Below are 18,713 nucleotides of genomic sequence, written 5' to 3' on the forward strand. Positions count from 1 at the left end.
GCGCGGTCACGGCCGGCGGCGCCTGCACGGCGAAACGACAAGGCCAGCATACCGTACAAACCACAAGAACCGGATCTGCCCAACCCGCCAGGCCCAGGCCGCCCAGCCCGGGAAAAATCCCATGGACGCTGTCACCTCCGTCGCCCCGCTGCGCCTGAACCTGCTCGGCGGCTTCGCCGTCTCCTGGCGTGGCCAGCCGCTGGACGGCTTCAACTACGACAAGATGCGCGCCCTGCTCGCCTATCTGAGCCTGGAGCATCAACGCGAACACAGCCGCGAGACGCTCGCCGCCCTGCTCTGGGAATCCAGCCCGGCCAGCACCTGGCGCGGCAACCTGCGGCGCACCCTGTCCGACCTGCGCCGGGTGCTGGAAACGCCGACCGGCCTGGAGCTGTTCGACGCCGGCAAGAACAGTCTGCGCTTCCTGCCCGAGGGCCGCATCGACGCCCTGCGCTTTCGCCAGGGTCCGCAGCGCTGCGCCGAGAGCCCGGCCTGCCAGCAGTGCCCAACTTGCATCGAGGAGCTGGAGGAAGCGGCCGCGCTGTACCGCGGCGACTTCCTCGCCGGCCTCGACCTGCCCGACTGCCCCGACTTCGAGGACTGGCTGCTGCTGCAGCGCGAGTCCCTGCGCTGCCACGCGCTGGCCCTGCTCGAGCACCTGAGCAATCACTTCGAGCAGCACGGCGAACTGCAGCGCGCCCTGCCCCACGCGCGCCGCCTGGTGGAGCTCGATCCCTGGCAGGAGAGCGGCCAGCAGCGCCTGATGCGCCTGCTGGCGCTGAACGGCCAGAGCGGCGCCGCCCTGTCGCAGTACGAGAGCTTCCGCAATCAGCTGTGGAAGGAATTGGGCGTGCACCCGAGCAAGGAATGCCAGGCCCTGCAGCAACGCATTCGCCAGGGCGAGCTGGGCGCCACGCCGGTGCGCGTGCCGCCGCGCCCGGTGACGCTGCCGCCTCCGCCGGCCGAGCTGCGCCAGGTCACGGTGCTGTATTGCGAGATTTCCACCCCGGCCAGTGTCGACCCCGAGGAGGCGCTGGCCCTGCTGGCCGAGCCCCAGGCCCAGTGCGCCCAGGTGATCCGCGCCCACGGCGGCTATCTGGTGCAAGCCCACGGCGGCGGCCTGCTCGCCTACTTCGGCTATCCCCAGGCCCGCGAGGATGCCGCGCGCATCGCCGTGCAGGCCGCCCTGGCGCTGGCCGACGCCTGCGAGCCGGCCCAGGTGCGCTGCGGCCTGCACACCGGGCAGATCGTCACCGCGCCGGGCCAGCAGATGCCGGACGCCACCGGCTTCACCTCCGACCTGGCGATCCAGGTGCGCCAGCTCGCCGGCTATCAAGAAGTGACGCTGAGCAGCGCCACCCATCGCCTGGTGCAGGGCTATTTCCGCTGCCAGGCGCTGCAGCTGTGTCTGCTCGGCACCGGCGCCAGCGCCGGCACCATCTACCGCGCCGAGGCCGCGAGCGCCGCGCGCCACCGCCTGGCCGCGCAGCCACGGCTGACACCGCTGGTGGGCCGCGACGGCGAACTGCGCCGGCTGCTCGACCTCTGGCAGCAGGTGCATGAGAAGCGTCGCGGCCTCGGCCTGCTGCTCTCCGGCGATCCGGGCGTGGGCAAGTCGCGCCTGGTCCTCGAACTGGCCAAACAGCTGCCGGTCAGCCTGCCCGGCCGCCAGGTCGAGCTGCGCTGCCTCGAGCCGCACCGCAGCGACCCGCTCTATCCCTGCGCCGAGCTGATCCGCGGCCTGGCCGGCTTCAAACCGGACACCACCCCGGCACAGCGCTACCAGCGGCTGGACGAGATGCTGCGCGTCTTCGCCCTGGACGCCGAGGGCCGCGACCTGGTCGCCGACCTGCTCGGCCTGCCACTGCCGGAAGCCTCGCCGGTGCGCGAGATGCCTGGCGACCAATGGCGCGAACGCATGCTCGACGCGCTGCTGACCATCCTCCGCGCCAACCGCCAGCAGCCCCTGCTGCTGGTTCTGGAAGACGCGCACTGGGCGGACTCCTCCACCCTGCAGCTGTTCGAGCGTCTGCTGCGTGAGCCGGAGCAGCGCCCGCTGATGCTGCTGATCACCGCGCGCCCCGAGTTCGCCGCGCAGCCCTGGCTCGATGCCGGCGCGCTTCACCTGGAGCTGCCGCACCTGAGCGCCGAGCTGGCGCGCGGCATGGTCGCCGGGCTGACCGACGGTCTGGATCGCGGCGAGCTGCAGCGAGTGCTGGCGATGGCCGACGGCGTGCCGCTGTTCATCGAGGAGCTGGCGCAATGGGCGGCCAGCGACGGTGTGCGACAGGGCCTGCCGCTGACCCTCAACGACTTGCTGATGGCGCGCATCGACCTGCTCGGCGGCGCGCGCGCCACCGCCCAGCTGGCCGCCGGCATCGGTCGCGAATTCCATATCGAGCTGCTCGAGGCTCTGCACGAGGGCGACCCGGCGGTGCTGCACGGCCACCTCAAGGACCTGTTGCGCAGCGGCCTGGTCAACCCCGGCCGGCAATCGACCCTGTACCAGTTCAAGCACGCGCTGATCCACCAGGCCGCCTACCTGTCGCAGACCCGTACCCAGCGCCGACGCAGCCATGCGCGCATCGCCGATATCCTGCGCCAGCGTTTCCCGGCCCGCGCAGAGCATGTGCCGGCCCAGTTGGCCCACCACCTGGCCGAGGCCGGTATGGCCGGCGAGGCGATTCCCTATTGGCAACGGGCCGCGGCCAATGCCCGACGCATCTCGGCCAACCGCGAGGCGGCCGAGAGCCTGCAGCGCGCCCTGGCCTGCCTGGCCGAACTGCCGGCCGGCACCGAGCGCGACGCGCTGGAGCTGGAGCTGCAGCTGGCCCTCGGCACGGTGCTCAACTCCGCCGACGGCTACGGCGCCGCCACCACCCTGGCCGCCTTTGCCCGCGCCCACGCGCTCGGCGCCGAGGCCGACGATCCGGAGCTGCGCTTCCGCACCCTGTTCGGCATCTGGGGCGGCGCCGGCTCCGAGCAGACCCACGACCGTGTCCGCGAGCTGGGCCAGCAGGTGCTGGAGGCGGCCCGCCGCACCGGCCGCCCGGTACACCTGCTGGTCGGCCAGAACTGCTGCCTGGTCGGCTCGTTCTGGGGCCGCCCACTGCACGAATCCCGCGCCCTGGCCGAGGCGATGCTCGATTGCTGCGAGCCCGAGGCGCGCCTGGAGTGCCTGCGCGACTTTGGCGAGGACCCGCTGGTCAACGCCCGCAATTACCTGCTGCTCGGCCTGTGGATCGCCGGCCACGCCGAGCGTGCGCAAACGGTCTGCCACGAGCTGCTGGAAGACGTGCGCGCCGGCGGCTTCGCCAACGCGGTGTGCTACTCGCTGGTGTTCACCTCCATGCTGCACTTCCTGCGGCGCGACCCGCAGCAGGTCCTGGCGATGGCGGCGGAGACCCTCGACCTGAGCCAGCGCAACGGCCTGCAGGTGTGGCACGACATCGCCGACGTGATGACCGGCTGGGCGCGGGTAGCCCAGGGCGACGCCAGCGGCATGGCGGACATCGAACGCGGCGTGGCCGGCAATCGCCAGTCCATGTCGAGCATCGAGGTCACCCTCGGCACCCTGCAGCTCGATGCCCTGCTGCGCCTCGGCCGCCACGCCGAGCTGGCGTGCGAGGCCGAACGCCTGGGCGAGATCGCCGAGCACCGCGCCGATCGCTACCTGATGCCGGAACTGCTGCGCCTGCGCGCCGAAGCACTGCTGGCACTGGGCCGGGAAGACGAGGTGACGACCCTGCTGGAACAGGCAGACGAACTGGCGGACTACCTGGGCGCCGGCGCCTGGCACCTGCGCCTGGCCATGACCCGCCTGCGCTGGCAGCCCACCGAGACGCATCGCAACCGGCTGGCCGGGCTGCTGGCCGAGCTGGGCGCACACGCCGACCCGCAGGACCGCACCGACGCCGCGGCCCTGCTCGCCAGCTAGGCGTTCTTCGGGCTGTAGCTGTAGCCCAGGCCGCGATGGGTCTGGATCGGCTCGGCGTCGGCGGCCACCTGGCGCAGCTTGGCGCGCAGGCTCTTGATATGGCTGTCGATGTTGCGCTCGTAGCCGGCATCGGCCGGCACGCCCAGGGCGTCCAGCAGCTGCTCGCGGGCGAAAACCCGCTCCGGCTGCGCCAGCAGCGCCTGCAGCAGGCGGAATTCGTGACGGGTCAGCACCAGCAGCTGGCCGCGGTAGTGGATCTGCACCCGCTCGGTATCCACCCTGAACAGCCCGCCCGTCTCCGCCACCGGCTCGGCCGCACGCGGCGCCATGCGCTTGAGGATGGCCCGCACCCGCGCCGCCACCTCGCGCGGGCTGAAGGGCTTGACCACGTAATCGTCGGCACCGATCTCCAGGCCCACCACGCGGTCGATCTCGGCGTCGCGCGCGGTGAGGAAGATCACCGGCACCTCGGAGAACCGCCGCAGGCGCTTGCAGGCCTCGAAACCGCTGATATCCGGCAGGCCCACGTCGAGAATCAGCAGGTCCGCCGGGGTGAGCTGCTGGAACTCCAGTGCCGCCTCGGCCAGGTTCAGCCAGGTGGTGGTGAAGCCTTCGCTCTGCAGGGCGAACACCAGGGTGTCGGCGATGGCGGCTTCGTCTTCGACGATGAGGATGTGCGGCATGGCGTCCGTGCGCGTGGGGATGAACGTGCCGAGCACGGTGCCGCATGCCGTTCAGGGCGTCAATCGCGACGAGACGTACAGGCCGCTGAGGTAAATCAGCGCCAGCGCGCCGCCGATCAGCCAATGCTCCATGGCGCTTGCTCCGAAAAAGGGTGGGCAACATCCCTGTCGACCCATGACAACGCGTGTGAATAGGTGGCACCGTCCGTGGCGCCGAAACTCAGGAAAGCGGCCAGCGCGGTCGCACGCTGGCGATGAAGGCACGTTCGCCTTCGAGCTGGCCGACCAGCATCTGGCCATCGGCACTGATGCCGTTGACCTGCACCACCGGGACCGCCTCGGCGGCCAGCGAGTGTTCGTAGAGCCAGGACTCGACGCAGCGCATGCCGCCGTCGGCGGTCCAGACGAAGCCACGCTCGTTGTCGTCGGCGCAGCCGTCGCTGGCCACGCCCACCACCACCGCGCCGTCGGCGCTGACGCCGTTGGCCCGTGATACCAGGCCGCCATTGAGCCCGCCGAGGCTGCGCATGCCGGTCTCCTCACGCCAGACGAAGGCGCGCAGGGCCTCGCCGGCATGACCGTCGCTGGCGACTCCGACGATGGTGCTGCCGTCGGCGCTGATCGCCGTGGCCGTCGAGTAGTGACCGCCATTCAGCGTGCCCAGGCTGCGCAGGCCGTCCTGCTCGGTCCAGCGCACGGCGCGACGGGCATTGTCGCGGGCGCCATCGTCGGCGTAGCCGGCGATCACCCGGCCGTTGGCGCTGATCGCGCAGGCATGGCTGGTCAGGCCGCCGTGGAGTACGCCGAGGCTGCGCATGCCACTGGCGAAGGTCCAGTAGAAGCCGCGGCAGGCGTGACCGACGGCGCCGTCGGCGGCATCGCCGACCACCACCAGGCCGTCGGCGCTGCAGGCGTAGGCGTGGGAGTAGCGGCCGAAGTTGAGTGTGCCGAGGTCGTGCATGCCGCCCTGTCGGGTCCAGCGGAAGGCGCGGTCGGCGCCTTCCGCATCGCCATCCTCGGCGGTGCCCACCACCACGCGACCGTAGGCGCTGATGCCCTCGGCCGAGCAGTAGCGGCCGCCGTTCAGGCCGCCCAGCCGCTGCAGGCCGCCGGCGCGGGTCCAGACGAACGCGCTCAGGCTCAGGGCATCGGCCGGGTCGGCATACATGCCGACCACGTGCTGGCCTTCCGCGCTCACCGCGGTCACCCGCAGGTAGCCGTCGCCAGCCATGCCACAAATCCGTTCCAAGCCTATGAACTCGGGCTCCGCCGAGAGCAGCCGGGCCGTCAGCGCGGAGCTGTTCGACCAGACCTGGTACTGCAATTCCATCATCCTTGTCACCACTTCATCACTTGGGAGCGCAGACGGCGCTCCCCTCATTCCAGCTCTCCCGACACGGGAGCGCCGTCTGCATCGATCATTTTCCACGTCAGCGTTCGCCCAGCGTTCGCTCAACGCATCGAGGGCTCGACCTGGCGCAGCAGCGCCTTCCAGTCGGTGAGAAACAGCACGCCGATCATTCGCCCGAGGGTGTTGGCCGGCTCCAGCTGCTTCTGCGGCATGCCGCGCCATTCGCTGGTGACGCTGACGGTGAGGAACTGGATCTCGCCCGCCGGGCGGCTGCGGTCGAGCAGTTGCGGATTCAGCCGGTAGCCGTAGACCGGATCGGCCAAGTACAGCGGACGGCCGCTGTTGTTCAGCACCAGCATGTAGCCACCGCGGCGCTCGACCATGGCGATGTCGTTCCAGCGGCCAACCGGCTTGCGGTGGACCAGGTCTTCCAGCTCATTGGCCCGCAGCACCAGCATCGACGCCTCACCGGGCGTGCGATAACGGCCATTCGGCATGCGCACGGTGGTCTTGTCGTTCGGGTGGAGCGGGTACGCGCCGATGCTTACGCCGCCGGTGGCCGGGGTCGGCATCGGGCCGCCGCGGACCGGGCCCATGGCGCCACCGACCGTCGAGCTGAAGCCGTGCGGGTCCTTCAGCAGCGGATGCTTCATCAGCTCGCCCTGCATGCGCAGCAGCTTGCCGCGGATCTCGGCCACCCCGGGACCGCTGGTGGGGCCGCCACCGCCGAAGGGCTTGTCCGGGTACCAGCCGGGTGTCAGCCGCGACGTATCGCGCGGCGCCCGCCAGTAGTCGACGATGTACTGGGCGTAGAACGGCTCGTCGTAGAACATGCGCGCGCCGCTGCCGGCCTGGGCGCCACAGGCCCAGATCAGCAGTGCGAGAAAGACGGTGGTGAGTTGCGGGAACATGCTTCGCTCGTGTCGAAAAAGGGGCCGCCGGCATCGCGCGGGCGGCCAGCATGTCCCGCCGACAAGGCGGCGCCGGCGGAACACGGGGCCACTGTGCGCGGGCAGCGTTCGCGGCTCGTTCGCCGGCGCCATGGGATAAGCGAAGGCCGACGAACGGTCGGGAGCGAAGGTGGAATGCGACGGCGGCTGTCAGCCGAACAGCGAGCCCTTGCCGGCCGGGATGCCCGACCACAGCTCCTCGATGTGCTTGAAGCCCCATTCCTCGGCGGACTCGCGGCCAACGATCTTGTCGCGTCCGGCCAGCTTGGCCAGGTCGATCACTTCCTGGGGGATCGGCATCTTCGAGCGGGCAGAGAAGAACACCTTGATCCTCGGCGTGAGCAGCGACTTCTCGTGCTGTTCCATCACCACACCGAGGCGACCGCTCTCCAGGCGCACCAGCGAGCCGATGGGGTAGATGCCCAGCGACTTGACGAAGGCCTGGAACAGCTGCGGATCGAAATGGCCCTTCCATTCGGCCATCTTGCGGATCGCCTCGGCCGGGTCCCAGCCCTTCTTGTAGGGCCGGTCCGAGGTGATCGCGTCATACACGTCGCACACCGCACCCATGCGCGCGAACAGGCTGATCTGCTCGCCGGCCAGGCGGTGCGGGTAGCCGGAGCCGTCGAACTTCTCGTGATGGTGCAGGCACACATCGAGCACCAGCGCGCTGATCTGCCGGCAGTCCAGCAGCATGCGCGCACCGGCCTCGGGGTGGCTGCGCATGGTGCCGAACTCGGCGTCGGTGAGTTTGCCCGGCTTGTTGAGAATGGCATCGGGAATGGCCATCTTGCCGATGTCGTGCAACAGCCCTGCCTCGCCGGCCTCGCGCACGTGCTCCTCGCTCAGGCCGAGCTGGCGCGCCATGGCGATCATCAGCGCGCAGACCGCCACCGAGTGCATGTAGGTGTATTCGTCGCTGGTCTTCAGGCGCGCCAGGCTGATCAGCGCATTCGGGTGGCGCAGCACCGAGTCGGAGATTTCCTGCACCAGCTCTGTCACGTGCTCCAGGACGATGGCCTGGCCCATGCGCGCATCGCTGAACATCTGCACCACGGCCGCCTTGGCCTGGGCGCACAGCTTGAGCGCGCGGCGCACCTCCTGGTCGAGGCTGGCGCGGGCCGGCGCCACGCTGCCCTGGGCCGCCTCCTGCAGGCGCCGCTCGGCCTCCGCCTCGACCTCCGCGACGGTCTGGCTGGCCTGGCCCTCCGCCACGTCGACGCCTTTGGCGACATCGATCCACACCTCGGCCACATCGCTCTCGCGCACCCGCTGCAGGTCGCGCTCGCTGTCGAGCAGAAAGCGCCCCTTCCAGAAAGGATGATCCATCCAGGACCCGCAAAACTCATGGATATACATGCCGACCATCAGATCGGAAACGGGGATTCGCTTGAGCACGATCGACACCGATAATTCTTGTCTCTGGAGCATACGCCAGAATCGAGGGCGGCACAGTGCCATCATTGGTCGCATCTGACCTCTGCCTCGACATGCCAGTTATTATGGCGGCCACCCCGCGACAAGGAGTCTCCATGCGTCGACTGCTCACCGCCTGCAGCGTGGTGCTGTTGCTGCTGCTCAATACGCTGATCCTGATCGGCCCGATGCTGCTGATCGCCCTGCTCAAGCTGGTGCTGCCGGGCAAGGCTTTGCGCAACGCCTGCTCGCGCGGGGTGATGTGGGTGGCCGAGACCTGGGCGGAGATCGACAAGCTGATCTTCGCCACTCTCACGCCCACGGTGTGGGACATCCGCGGCGGCGAGCGGCTGCGCCGCGACCGCTCCTATCTGGTGGTGAGCAACCACCAGTCGTGGGTGGATATCCCGGCGCTGGTCCAGGCCTTCAACCGCAAGACGCCCTACTTCAAGTTCTTCCTCAAGCAGGAGCTGATCTGGGTGCCCTTCCTCGGCCTGGCCTTCTGGGCCCTCGACTACCCCTTCATGAAGCGCTACTCCAAGGCCTATCTGGCCAAGCGCCCAGAGATGGCCGGCAAGGACCTGGAGATCACCAGGCGCGCCTGCGCGCGCTTCAAGGACCTCGACGTCACGGTGGTCAACTACCTCGAAGGCACCCGCTTCACGCCCGCCAAACAGGCCCAGCAGGGCTCGCCCTACCAGCATCTGCTCAAGCCCAAAGCCGGCGGCGTAGCCTTCACCCTCGCCACGCTCGGCCCGCAGTTGGACGCCCTGCTCGACGTCACCCTGGTCTACCCCGGCCAGCGCCCGCCTGGCTTCTGGGCGCTGATCAGCGGCCAGGTGCCGAAGGTGATCATGGACATCCGCACCCTCGAACTGGACCCGGCGCTGTGGGCCGGCGATTACGAGCGCGACCCCGAATTCCGCCAGTACGTGCAGGCCTGGGTCACCCAGCTGTGGCAGGACAAGGACGCGCGCATCGCCGAGCTCAAACATCAGCTCTGAGGCCGGCGGGCGCGGCCTGCTACAATTCGCGCCCGCCCTCGCTGCCAGGTTCGCCCCGTGACCACCGCCTTCGCCTCCCTGCCGCTGTCCGCCGCCATGCGCGACAACCTCGCCGCCCTCGGCTACGCCGAAATGACGCCGATCCAGGCCGCCAGCCTGCCGCTGATCCTCAAGGGCCGCGACCTGATCGCCCAGGCCAAGACCGGCAGCGGCAAGACCGCGGCCTTCGGCATCGGCCTGCTGCACCCGCTCAATCCGCGCTTCTTCGGCTGCCAGGCGCTGGTGCTGTGCCCGACACGCGAACTGGCCGACCAGGTGGCCAAGGAGCTGCGCCGCCTGGCCCGCGCGGCGGACAACATCAAGATCCTCACCCTCTGCGGTGGCGTGCCGCTGGGCCCGCAGATCGGCTCGCTGGAGCACGGCGCGCACATCATCGTCGGCACCCCGGGGCGCATCCAGGAACACCTGCGCAAGGGCACCCTGAAGCTGGACGGACTGAACACCCTGGTGCTGGACGAGGCCGACCGCATGCTCGACATGGGCTTCTTCGACAGCATCGCCGAGGTCATCGAGCAAACCCCGGCCAAGCGCCAGACCCTGCTGTTCTCCGCCACCTACCCAACAGGCATCGAGCAGCTGGCCGCGCGTTTCCTGCGCACACCCGAGCGGGTGCAGGTGGAGGCGCTGCACGACGACGGGCAGATCGAGCAGCGCTTCTACGAGATCGACCCCAAGCAGCGCATGGAGGCGGTGATCCGCCTGCTGCGGCATTTTCGCAAGCAGCCTGCGGTGGCCTTCTGCGCCACGTGCCAGCAGTGCGACGAACTGGCCGCCCTGCTCGAATCGGAGAAGATCTCCGCCGCCGCCCTGCACGGCGACCTGGAACAGCGCGACCGCGACCAGGTGCTGACGCTGTTCGCCAACCGCAGCTTGAGTGTGCTGGTGGCCACCGACGTGGCCGCCCGCGGCCTGGACGTGGCCGGCCTGGAGCTGGTGATCAACGTCGAGCTGGCCCGCGATGCGCAGGTGCACATCCACCGCATCGGCCGCAGCGGCCGCGCCGGCGAGAAGGGCCTGGCCCTGTCGCTGGTGGCGCCCAGCGAGGCCTACCGCGCCCAGGCCGTCGAGGAACTGCAGGGCGGCCCGCTGACCTGGCAACTGCTCGGCGAGCTGAAGGACAAAGGCGAGGCGCTGCTGCCGCCAATGCACAGCCTCTGCCTGGCCGCGGGACGCAAGGACAAGCTGCGCCCCGGCGACATCCTCGGCGCACTGACCGGCGACGCCGGCATCCCCGGCGACAAGGTCGGCAAGATCGCCATCTTCGACTACCAGGCCTACGTGGCCGTGGACCGCGGCATCGCCAAGCAGGCCCTGCAGCGACTGCAGAGCGGCAAGATCAAGGGCCGTGCGATCAAGGTGCGGATGCTCTGACGCTTTTCACCCTCTCCCTTAGGGGAGGGTGTCGAACCCGCGCTCGAGTCCTCCCGCTAAACCACGACGCAGTCTTACAGGATGCCGTCCTCTCCCCGGTGAGGTAGAGTCTGCCCCCCACGTAGCCTCAATCGTCGCCCGACAACCCATGGCGCCGGAAGACTTGCTGGTAGCCGCCGTCCTCGCGCATCGCCTCGATATGGGCGTTGAACTCGCGGACGATCTGCCGGTGCAGCGGATGGCTGCGCCGCACCAGAATGTGCAGGCCGTTCTCGCTCAGCGGCACTTCGACGAACTCCACCGAGTTGCGGATCTCCCGCAGATCGCGGTTGAGATGGAACTGCGCCACCAGCTCATCCTCCAGGGTCAGCTGCACCCGCCCGGCCGCCAGCATGCGCGCGCCCATGGTGAACTCCAGCACCGGCACCTTGCTCAGCCCCACCGCCGTATCGAAGGCCGAGTCGTAGCTGTAGCCGCGCACCACGGCAATGCTGTAGGGCCGCAGGCTATCCAGGCCGGAGTATTCGATGGGCATGCCGGTGCGCCGCAGGAAGCGAATGCGATTGACCAGATAGGGATCGGAGAACAGCCCGTAACGCGTGCGCTCGGCGGCATACCAGGCGGCCACGATCACGTCGTAGTCGCCCTGCTGCAGCCCGCGCAACACCCGCGCCCAAGGCACCTCGACATATTCCGTGCTGTGCCCGGCGCGCTGCAGCGCCGTACTGACCAGATCCACCGCCAGCCCATTGTTGGGCAGACGCCGGTCGGTGAAAGGCGGCCAGGCATCGCCGGTCAACCGCAGATGCTCGGCCAGCACCGGCTCGCCCAGCAACAGCGCAAGCCACAACGTGATGCCACGAAATCCACCCATGCCCGACTTCCGTTGTGGAGGAGTCCTCTAAGGCTAGCCGCTCCCCCGTCATCCGCCCCGACCGTCCGGCACCGGCTTCTGCACGATGGAGGGCCTTCCCGCGAAAAAGATGCGGCCAACCGCGCGCCGTAATAAAACTGGCACACCTTCTGCTTAGTATCAGGCAACTCCAGTTTTGGGGACCTTGGTACAGGCAGGCCGGGGAATCCCCTCTTTTACACCCAGGCAAAAGGCCGCCCGTAGAGGCGGCCTTTTTGCTTCCGGGGCCTTGTTTTCCGGACCTGGAGGACTTCAGGAGGGCGACAGCGCAGCACTTAGCCCCGGGCCTGCTGCCGACTCGCTTCCTGACGACACGTTCAGTTCTGGTGCAGACCGCACCGATGCTGGTCAGCGATACAGCTCACGGCGGAAGATCAGGGGTACCGCGCCCTTGTATGTGCCGAAGCTCGCGAGACCACGGGCCTCGGTGCGACTCACACCATCCCAGGGATAGCGCAGCCAGGTCGAAGCAGCAGAGAAACTGGCCTGCACGCTTCCGTCATTTCCGGCTCCGGGAGCACTCAGCGAAATGTTCCCCCGACCGGCCGCCAGCTGCCCTGTCGTCGGCGTCGTCTCGCCGATTTCCAAGTTGCCATTATGCCTGTCCAGCGTAGCTGCTCCTAAAAAGGTACAGGTATCCCCGGTCTCGACTTGGAAGCTGCCACCGGCGACGTTCTGCCAGGTCTCCAGCGTCACCGGCAGGCTCAAGCTCTGCAGCTCCGAGCCGCTGGCATTGCCAATACGTAGGCGTCCCAGACGTATCTCGCTGCCGCCGAAGTCGAAGCTGTAGGCGTTGCAGACCGTACCGCCGGCCATATAGCAGGCGCCGTCGGCATCAGTCAGCGCTGCGATGGAGAACCCCTGCCTGACAGCAGCAGCCACCGGGTAATCGTTGCCGTCTGGAAGGCTGGCTGGATTGGTCAAGCCATAGATCAGTTGCTCGCCAGCCCAGGAAAAAATCTTCAGACCGTCACCTGCGGTGTTATCGATAACGGACGTGGTCAATGTCCCCTCCTGGGTCAGACGCGCATTCAGCCCGCTGCGGTTGCTAATCACCGAGACATAGTTGTCACGGGCCGGCGTTGGCAGGCGCCAGAACGCTCCGCGATCATAGTTTTGCGTCACGTGCTTCAACCTGCTGTATCCGGTTACCGTCAGCCTCGGCTGCTGGTTGGCCGCAAAGCTTATTGCTTGCCCTTGGTAGCTAAAGGCACCGCAACTAGGCGTCAGCGCGGCACTACCCGACAGCTCTAGATAAGCGGGAATGAAACGCCCAACCCGACCGCTCTGGCTCACAGCGTGACTCATTGATGCGCCGAGATACGTAGGTGGAGTAGCCGTCAGCCGAAAGACCCCTACCTCATCGATAGAGCGGGCAATCGTGGTGGGGGCATCGGGTGCGCCGCTGGAGGCGCGCAGATGGTCATATTTGTATGGGTCTTGCAGAGCAGTATCGGCTCCAAAGACGTCGGCCACCCGACCGCCGACTGGCTCCAGAATCGCCAAAGCTAATGGCACAGCAGTCTGCTGGTAGTTGGGGGTGCCCTCTATCGGATTTGCTGGAACGCTCTTGTCCCAACAGATGTTGTCCGCCACTAAGGGTGGTGATGCATCGATTTGGCTGGTCCAAATCACAGGGCGGAACTGCACATTGAACAGGTCACCCGCCCTGACATTGGCCAATACCGGAGAGCTCGCCGAATAATCGGTCCCGGCCTGAGATCCCGTGAGGATGCATAAGCCGTAGGGTCTACTGACGAACTGGTCGGTGCCGGTGATCACTGGGTTCGCCGGGCTATCGACGAGGAAAGCATTCAGCGTCATCAGTCCCGCGTCGTTATAGCGCACCTTCGGTTTCGGACTGACCATGCTCCTGTCGTCGAAGTACAGACTGAAAGTAGTCGGCGTAGCCGATGCGGCAGCGGCTACGGTCGTAGTGGTAATGGCGGTTCCGTTGATCACTACCGACTTGGTGCCTGTGTTCGGATCGCTGTAGGTCGCATTGAAGCGCACATCGCGAGTCACCCTATCGAAACTCGGCACACAGACCGCCGCGTTGTCCGACTTGCGCACGGCCTGAATGGTGGCCTCTGCCTCCTTGCCGGCAATCAGGTCAGGGACAGTGATCAGGAAACCAGTGTCGGCGAACGTGATCTTGCAGCCACTGGTTGAACATACCCTCTGGCTCAGGGGACGGACAGCTGGGATAGAGCTCGACTCTCCGACTGTGACCTCCCCTGCCGAGCGGCGTAACTGTACAGTCGCAGTGCCTCCGGAGAAGGTCAGTACGTTCCCACTCGAGATGGAGGCAGGAGCAGTTGCCGTCCAGGCAGCCGTCGGACTCAACGTTACGATCACAGGATCGGTGTAGAGACTTGAGCAACTCGCGTTCTGACACGCTTTGATAGTCACCGACTGCGGATTGCAAGTAAGCGCATTACCGGAATAGATGTACTCGAAGTGATCTACCTGCTGCCCCACCGGATTCATCCGGTTGGCGCATATCTGGAAGTCATCCAACTCGTGGATGTTATTGGAACCACCAGTAGAGCCGGTCAGCGACATGAAGAAGTCGCTCGGCAAGTCGGCTTGCCCTGCCTGCGCCTGGGCATCAAAGGTCGGAATCAGCGTCACGAAGCCCGAGCCCGTATTGCGCTCGACTGTCACCATGGTCTTGCCGGTAGTCCGACTATCCAGAGTGATGCGATAGGTATGCCCTGGACCTACGGCGGTGCTGGTGGAGTCGACCCCGGGGCTGAGATTGGCAGCAGTTCCCGACAGGTAGCGATAACCTGTTGCACCTGCCCCGGAGCCACGAATCGATACCGAATCCTGACGCGCACCCGGGCCTCCGTTACGGGTTTCCGTAGGATTGGAGAAGTTGCCGAACTCATCCAATGCGATTCCCAACCAGCCACCGGAGAACCCACTGGTCCCGTTCAGCTGCGCATAACCCAAGGAGCCCCCATAGCCACCAGGCTGCGGCGTCACAGCCGCGTCGGAGAACGTCACAGCGATACCATCGGCGCCACTACCGTTGTAGGCGTAGTACTTGAATTGCAACTGGACGAAGTTGTCGGCTGCTGGCAGCAAGCGTTGAAGGGTCGCGCCAGTGGCAACGTTCCCGGAGTTGTCGGTCAGACGCAGGCGATTGCTGATGAGACGCGGCACACCAAATGAGCCGTTGCGACTGGTCACAGCCCAGTCGTCGCTACCCAGAGCACTACGGTTGTAGTTGTCCGTGAAACAGGTTGGGGTAGGCACCGCCTTGCACGCATTGGCGGGAGTCGAATGAGGGAGGCAGGTACCGGTAACCGTGCTCGGGCTGTTGACGTAGATAGTCGAGTAATTAGGCGCTGTGAAGTCGCCGTAGGCCGTGGTGTTATTGAGGTTGACTGCACCACTTTGTGTGGTCACCGTCACCAAGTTGCCCGAGCTGCCTAGCGTACTATTGGTAAAAGTTGCCGTACTGGCACCGGTCACGGTGCCGCTGGCCATGGTCACTCCATTGAAGTTGGCAGCATTGTTGGCAGCATAGAAATCGCCCTGAATGGTGCCGCCAGTAATGCTCAATCCTGCAGAGTCCGAGCGTGCACCCGACTGAAGGCTGGTGCCGTTTGTCGTAACCTGACAGCAACCGCTGCGAACCAACCCCGTGACACTGCCACCGCCGAGGCTGACCGAACCATTAGTGCTGGTCAGCGTCCCCCCGAACGTGGTCCCGTTGATCGATGTGATGGTACTGGAAGACAGCAGGTTGCCCGCCACGCTGCCAGCGTTAAAGTCGGCCGTTCCAGTAGTCGTCACGCTACTGCCGAAACTGGTTCCGGTGGCACTTAACGAACTGCTGATATTCGCCGCACCATTGACACTGCTGTTGGTCAGGTTGTTCTGACCGCTGCTGGTCAGGGTGCCGCTGACCGACGTGCCATTGAGGGTGATGGAGCCGCTGTTCGACTGCAACGAGCCGTTAAGCGTGGTGCCCGTCAACGATATTGCTCCACTGCCCGACGTCACCGAGCCATTGATGGTATTGGTCCCCGTTGCAGTGATGGTGCTGTAGTCCGTGCGCAGTGAGATGTTCTTGGCTGCAGTACCGATGGTGTTGCCCGCCAGGGTGAACCCACCAGTTGCCACAATGGTTATGCTGTCGAGCGGCTCGAGAAAAGCCGTCGACACTATCACCACATCTCCGGCGCCCAGCACTACCCTCCCACTACAGGTGTAGGTGCTGCCGCTGTTGCTCCAGCTGCCGCCCTGGCAGGGCGGCGGATTATGTGCAGAGAACCAGCCCTGGCCGAATGTATAGGTGGCAGCCTGTACCAGGCCCGGCAGCAGCAGGCAGAAAAACATAAGTATCAGGCGCGAAAAGCTGAATCGCTGCGTGATCATCGCTATCTCTCGACTACTGCAGTCAATTGTCGGTAGGCATAGTCCGGGCGCCCCCCGGGCACACCGTTCTGCGCTGTGGCAGTAAAGCGGAAGATGGTGATCGCCACTCCCTGCTCGTTGATATAGCCGCTGCTGTTGCAGGCGACCACCACGGCGAATTCGCTCAGGTTGCCACCGGCCAGAGTCGGGGTGCCGGCGGCACAGCTACCAGCATTTACAGCCTGAGTGATCCCCCAATCCAGCCCCGACCTCGCGGCCTGATAAGCCCGTGCCTGCTGTATGGCCAGGCTGTTGGTGCCATGCTGGGTAGAAGACAGGCGAGACATGGCGGCAATCACCAGAGCTACCACGATGATCAGGAACATGGCGGCCACCAGGCCGAAGCCGCCCTGCCGGCGGGTCATGGACTCAGGGCGCATTGTCGACATGGACCTGCTGCATCAGTTGCACGCTCTCGCCAGACTGACTGAGCTGCAGATTGAGGGCCAGCAACCCGGAGCGCTGGGTGCTGCCGGGCTGGTAGACGAAATTACAACTGGCGACGTTGGCAGCCACAGGCTGCGGATTGGAGCCTACAGGCGGCACATTCGGAATCGCCGCCAGCAGCTGGTTGTAACTGTAGCGCAGCAGTTGGCTGCCGCTGCAGCGATAGCCCACGACCGTCTGTGCCAGATAGAGACGCCGCTGCGGCGAGGCAAAGGCGAACTGGAAACCGCTGGCCGGGAGGTTGCCCAGAATGATCTGGCTCTCTCCCGCCGGAGCGGCGTTGACCACATTGAAGGTAGTACCGGTAGGGGTTATCACTCCTGGATTACCCCCACCCCAGACGTTACTGCCCGGCTCCGGAACCCCACCCGACAGGGCGCCGACGTTGTACAACACCATCCAGTTGGCGCCGGCAGGACTGATGCCGGCATCCAGCACCTGCACGCTGTCGCAGCGCCCACCTACAGTCGAGCTGCCACAGCTACCGGCGGCAGCGGTGGAGAAGCTCAGCCCCTCGCCGCCGACTCGGTTGGGCCGATAACGCGCCGCGCTATGAATCAGCAGCATCTCTACCGCCTGACCACCAGCCTCGACACGCAGAGAGTTGGGAATTGCCAGGCGCACATCGCGGCTCATGCGGTTCAACGCGCCCGCGGCCTGGTCCACTAGGATCGCCCTCCGGCTCTGGCCGGCGAAACCCTCCATCGGCCGCGACAGTACGGTGCTGATCATCAGGGCCACCAACCCCGACAAGGCAATGACCATCACCAGTTCGACCAGGGTGAATGCACGTATGCGCCGCATCAGTAACGCGTCCTGTAGCTGCCAAGCTGCAGCGCTTGGCCGGCTGGATCGGTCACCGTTACCTGCACGTAGAGCGCATTGGTCGCGGCTAAACCGGCCCAGGCCTGGGGCGCGACCGACACCTGTACGCGATAGCCTGCCAGCGCAGCGATGGCCTGACCGCGCGCATCGCGGGCGCCATTGTCATTGACGCCGTTATAGTCGCAGACGTTGTCGTAAGTGGCCCGACTGGCCGGTGGTGTCGGGCACACGGCATTGCTCGGGTCAAGAAACGGCTGCAGCAGGATTTCTTCTAGATAAGCTTCGGCGATTGCAAGGCTTTGCTGCCGCAGCAGCGGGTCGGCAGAGCGCCCGGTAATCGCAGCCATGGCACTGAAGAGAGCAGCTGCGGCGATACCGATGATCACGATAGTGATCACCAGTTCGACCAGGGTCATACCGGCTTGACGTCTCATTGCACCATGCCGGTGTCAGCCGTCACGTTGATGGTGAAAGCACCGAGAGTAGCGGCCGCTGCGGCCGAGGGGCGGCCGAGCGAGTCGAACACCACGGGAAAAGTGCTTGCCGAGACTATGACTCCATTGGGCAAGGTCGCGGCGAAGGGAATTTGGCCATCAGGCCCCTGCACCTCGGTGCCAAAGGCCCCAGCGGTGCAGCTGTCAGCACGACGCAGGCGATAACCGCCTCCATTCAGGCTGACCTGAATCCGGCAACCGCTGGCCACCGCCAACTTCTGCCCATAACGCGTAGCAGCCAGAGCCTCTTCATAGAACAGGCGCTCGTCGAACACCCGTCTATCGAAAAAGCGCGGCCCCACCACTGCGGCGAGGATGCCGATGATGACCATCACCATCACCAGCTCAACCAAGGTGAATCCGCGCATAAAACACTCAGCAGCCCTGAGTGCTGACCAGGGTTATTACTGGAGCACCGTTAGCAGCTGCGGCCGTGTAGGTGAATGCACAAGTAGCTGGGTTTGTAGCGCCAGTCACGCTGACATTCAGCACACTGTTTGCCGCTGTACCGCCACCCGCGAGAACAAACTCATTACTCAGCTGTGCCGCGGTACCGATACCAGCTTGGTCAGCCGTCGGATACTGATTGATCATCGTAATGTTCTGACCCTCCAGAGCGATGTTACCTGCTGCGTTGCGGGCCAGGGCCTGAGAGTGAGCAACAGCCGAGGCAGAACGTACCGCGCCTAATGCACCATTCAGCGACGCAATTCGGGCATCCGCCCCCAGATTGGCAAACCTCGGCAACGCAAACGCCGCCAGAATGCCAAGAATGACGATGACCATGATCAGCTCGATCAGGGTGAAACCACTTTGTTGCTTTTTCATAGT

The 18,713-nt window shown here is 66.0% G+C and carries 14 protein-coding genes; 3 read left to right on the top strand and 11 right to left on the bottom strand.

Annotation, left to right across the window (positions count from 1 at the left end):
• The first annotated feature begins 121 nt into the window (after positions 1–121).
• Positions 122–3,937, top strand: coding sequence for an AfsR/SARP family transcriptional regulator (locus tag NF616_RS11785; protein WP_252273472.1), 3,816 nt, complete (start codon positions 122–124; stop codon positions 3,935–3,937).
• Here the strand turns inward: NF616_RS11785 and creB are convergent.
• From creB to NF616_RS11805, 4 genes are all read right to left on the bottom strand, one after another.
• Positions 3,934–4,620: a two-component system response regulator CreB gene (gene creB, locus NF616_RS11790; RefSeq protein WP_252273473.1), complete on the bottom strand. Its 687-nt coding sequence runs from the start codon at positions 4,618–4,620 to the stop codon at positions 3,934–3,936. The two genes, NF616_RS11785 and creB, sit on opposite strands and share 4 nt — an antisense overlap.
• Positions 4,621–4,840: 220 nt before the next feature.
• A complete protein-coding gene (locus NF616_RS11795) occupies positions 4,841–5,953 on the bottom strand; it encodes a hypothetical protein (RefSeq protein WP_252273474.1) in 1,113 nt (370 codons plus the stop codon).
• Between the two features lie 119 nt (positions 5,954–6,072).
• Positions 6,073–6,882, bottom strand: coding sequence for a hypothetical protein (locus NF616_RS11800; RefSeq protein WP_252273475.1), 810 nt, complete (start codon positions 6,880–6,882; stop codon positions 6,073–6,075).
• Positions 6,883–7,071: 189 nt separating this feature from the next.
• The gene (locus NF616_RS11805) at positions 7,072–8,319 is read right to left on the bottom strand and encodes an HD-GYP domain-containing protein (protein WP_252273658.1); all 1,248 of its coding nucleotides are present in this window, start codon (positions 8,317–8,319) and stop codon (positions 7,072–7,074) included.
• Between the two features lie 134 nt (positions 8,320–8,453).
• Here NF616_RS11805 and yihG point away from each other — a divergent pair, with 134 nt between their 5' ends.
• Together yihG and dbpA are read left to right on the top strand one after the other, a co-directional pair.
• The gene (gene yihG, locus NF616_RS11810; protein WP_252273476.1) at positions 8,454–9,341 is read left to right on the top strand and encodes a 1-acylglycerol-3-phosphate O-acyltransferase, YihG family; all 888 of its coding nucleotides are present in this window, start codon (positions 8,454–8,456) and stop codon (positions 9,339–9,341) included.
• A gap of 57 nt (positions 9,342–9,398) precedes the next feature.
• Positions 9,399–10,772, top strand: a complete 1,374-nt coding sequence (gene dbpA / locus NF616_RS11815) for an ATP-dependent RNA helicase DbpA (protein ID WP_350493491.1) — start codon at positions 9,399–9,401, stop codon at positions 10,770–10,772.
• Between the two features lie 127 nt (positions 10,773–10,899).
• Here dbpA and NF616_RS11820 read toward each other — a convergent pair whose 3' ends face one another.
• The 7 genes from NF616_RS11820 to NF616_RS21235 all read right to left on the bottom strand — a co-directional run bounded on the left by NF616_RS11820 (position 10,900) and on the right by NF616_RS21235 (position 18,710).
• Entirely contained in the window at positions 10,900–11,646 is a 747-nt protein-coding gene (locus NF616_RS11820) for a substrate-binding periplasmic protein (RefSeq protein WP_252273477.1), read from the bottom strand.
• Positions 11,647–12,033: 387 nt separating this feature from the next.
• Positions 12,034–16,077 (bottom strand): DUF6701 domain-containing protein, encoded by a 4,044-nt coding sequence (locus NF616_RS11825; protein ID WP_252273478.1) that lies wholly within the window; start codon positions 16,075–16,077, stop codon positions 12,034–12,036.
• A 2-nt stretch (positions 16,078–16,079) separates the two neighbouring features.
• Positions 16,080–16,442: a hypothetical protein gene (locus NF616_RS11830; RefSeq protein ID WP_252273479.1), complete on the bottom strand. Its 363-nt coding sequence runs from the start codon at positions 16,440–16,442 to the stop codon at positions 16,080–16,082.
• Positions 16,443–16,485: 43 nt separating this feature from the next.
• A complete protein-coding gene (locus tag NF616_RS11835; protein WP_252273480.1) occupies positions 16,486–17,367 on the bottom strand; it encodes a PulJ/GspJ family protein in 882 nt (293 codons plus the stop codon).
• Positions 17,367–17,822: a prepilin-type N-terminal cleavage/methylation domain-containing protein gene (locus NF616_RS11840; RefSeq protein ID WP_350493492.1), complete on the bottom strand. Its 456-nt coding sequence runs from the start codon at positions 17,820–17,822 to the stop codon at positions 17,367–17,369. The genes NF616_RS11835 and NF616_RS11840 overlap by 1 nt, the downstream gene beginning before the upstream one ends.
• Positions 17,819–18,250, bottom strand: a complete 432-nt coding sequence (locus NF616_RS11845) for a type II secretion system protein (RefSeq protein ID WP_252273482.1) — start codon at positions 18,248–18,250, stop codon at positions 17,819–17,821. Before NF616_RS11845 ends, NF616_RS11840 begins: the two co-directional genes overlap by 4 nt.
• Before the next feature lie 7 nt (positions 18,251–18,257).
• Entirely contained in the window at positions 18,258–18,710 is a 453-nt protein-coding gene (locus NF616_RS21235) for a pilin (protein ID WP_286675024.1), read from the bottom strand.
• Positions 18,711–18,713: the final 3 nt, after the last annotated feature.

This window comes from Pseudomonas subflava, assembly GCF_023823685.1.
GTDB lineage: Bacteria > Pseudomonadota > Gammaproteobacteria > Pseudomonadales > Pseudomonadaceae > Aquipseudomonas > Aquipseudomonas subflava.

Bases quoted from the DNA above. Each gene is read 5' to 3' on its own strand.
- yihG (WP_252273476.1), top strand. From the start codon at position 8,454: ATGCGTCGACTGCTCACCGCCTGCAGCGTGGTGCTGTTGCTGCTGCTC.
- NF616_RS11825 (WP_252273478.1), bottom strand. From the start codon at position 16,077: ATGATCACGCAGCGATTCAGCTTTTCGCGCCTGATACTTATGTTTTTC.
- NF616_RS11820 (WP_252273477.1), bottom strand. From the start codon at position 11,646: ATGGGTGGATTTCGTGGCATCACGTTGTGGCTTGCGCTGTTGCTGGGC.
- NF616_RS11845 (WP_252273482.1), bottom strand. From the start codon at position 18,250: ATGCGCGGATTCACCTTGGTTGAGCTGGTGATGGTGATGGTCATCATC.
- NF616_RS11800 (WP_252273475.1), bottom strand. From the start codon at position 6,882: ATGTTCCCGCAACTCACCACCGTCTTTCTCGCACTGCTGATCTGGGCC.
- NF616_RS11785 (WP_252273472.1), top strand. From the start codon at position 122: ATGGACGCTGTCACCTCCGTCGCCCCGCTGCGCCTGAACCTGCTCGGC.
- NF616_RS11840 (WP_350493492.1), bottom strand. From the start codon at position 17,822: ATGAGACGTCAAGCCGGTATGACCCTGGTCGAACTGGTGATCACTATC.
- NF616_RS11830 (WP_252273479.1), bottom strand. From the start codon at position 16,442: ATGTTCCTGATCATCGTGGTAGCTCTGGTGATTGCCGCCATGTCTCGC.
- NF616_RS11795 (WP_252273474.1), bottom strand. From the start codon at position 5,953: ATGATGGAATTGCAGTACCAGGTCTGGTCGAACAGCTCCGCGCTGACG.
- NF616_RS11835 (WP_252273480.1), bottom strand. From the start codon at position 17,367: ATGCGGCGCATACGTGCATTCACCCTGGTCGAACTGGTGATGGTCATT.
- creB (WP_252273473.1), bottom strand. From the start codon at position 4,620: ATGCCGCACATCCTCATCGTCGAAGACGAAGCCGCCATCGCCGACACC.
- NF616_RS21235 (WP_286675024.1), bottom strand. From the start codon at position 18,710: ATGAAAAAGCAACAAAGTGGTTTCACCCTGATCGAGCTGATCATGGTC.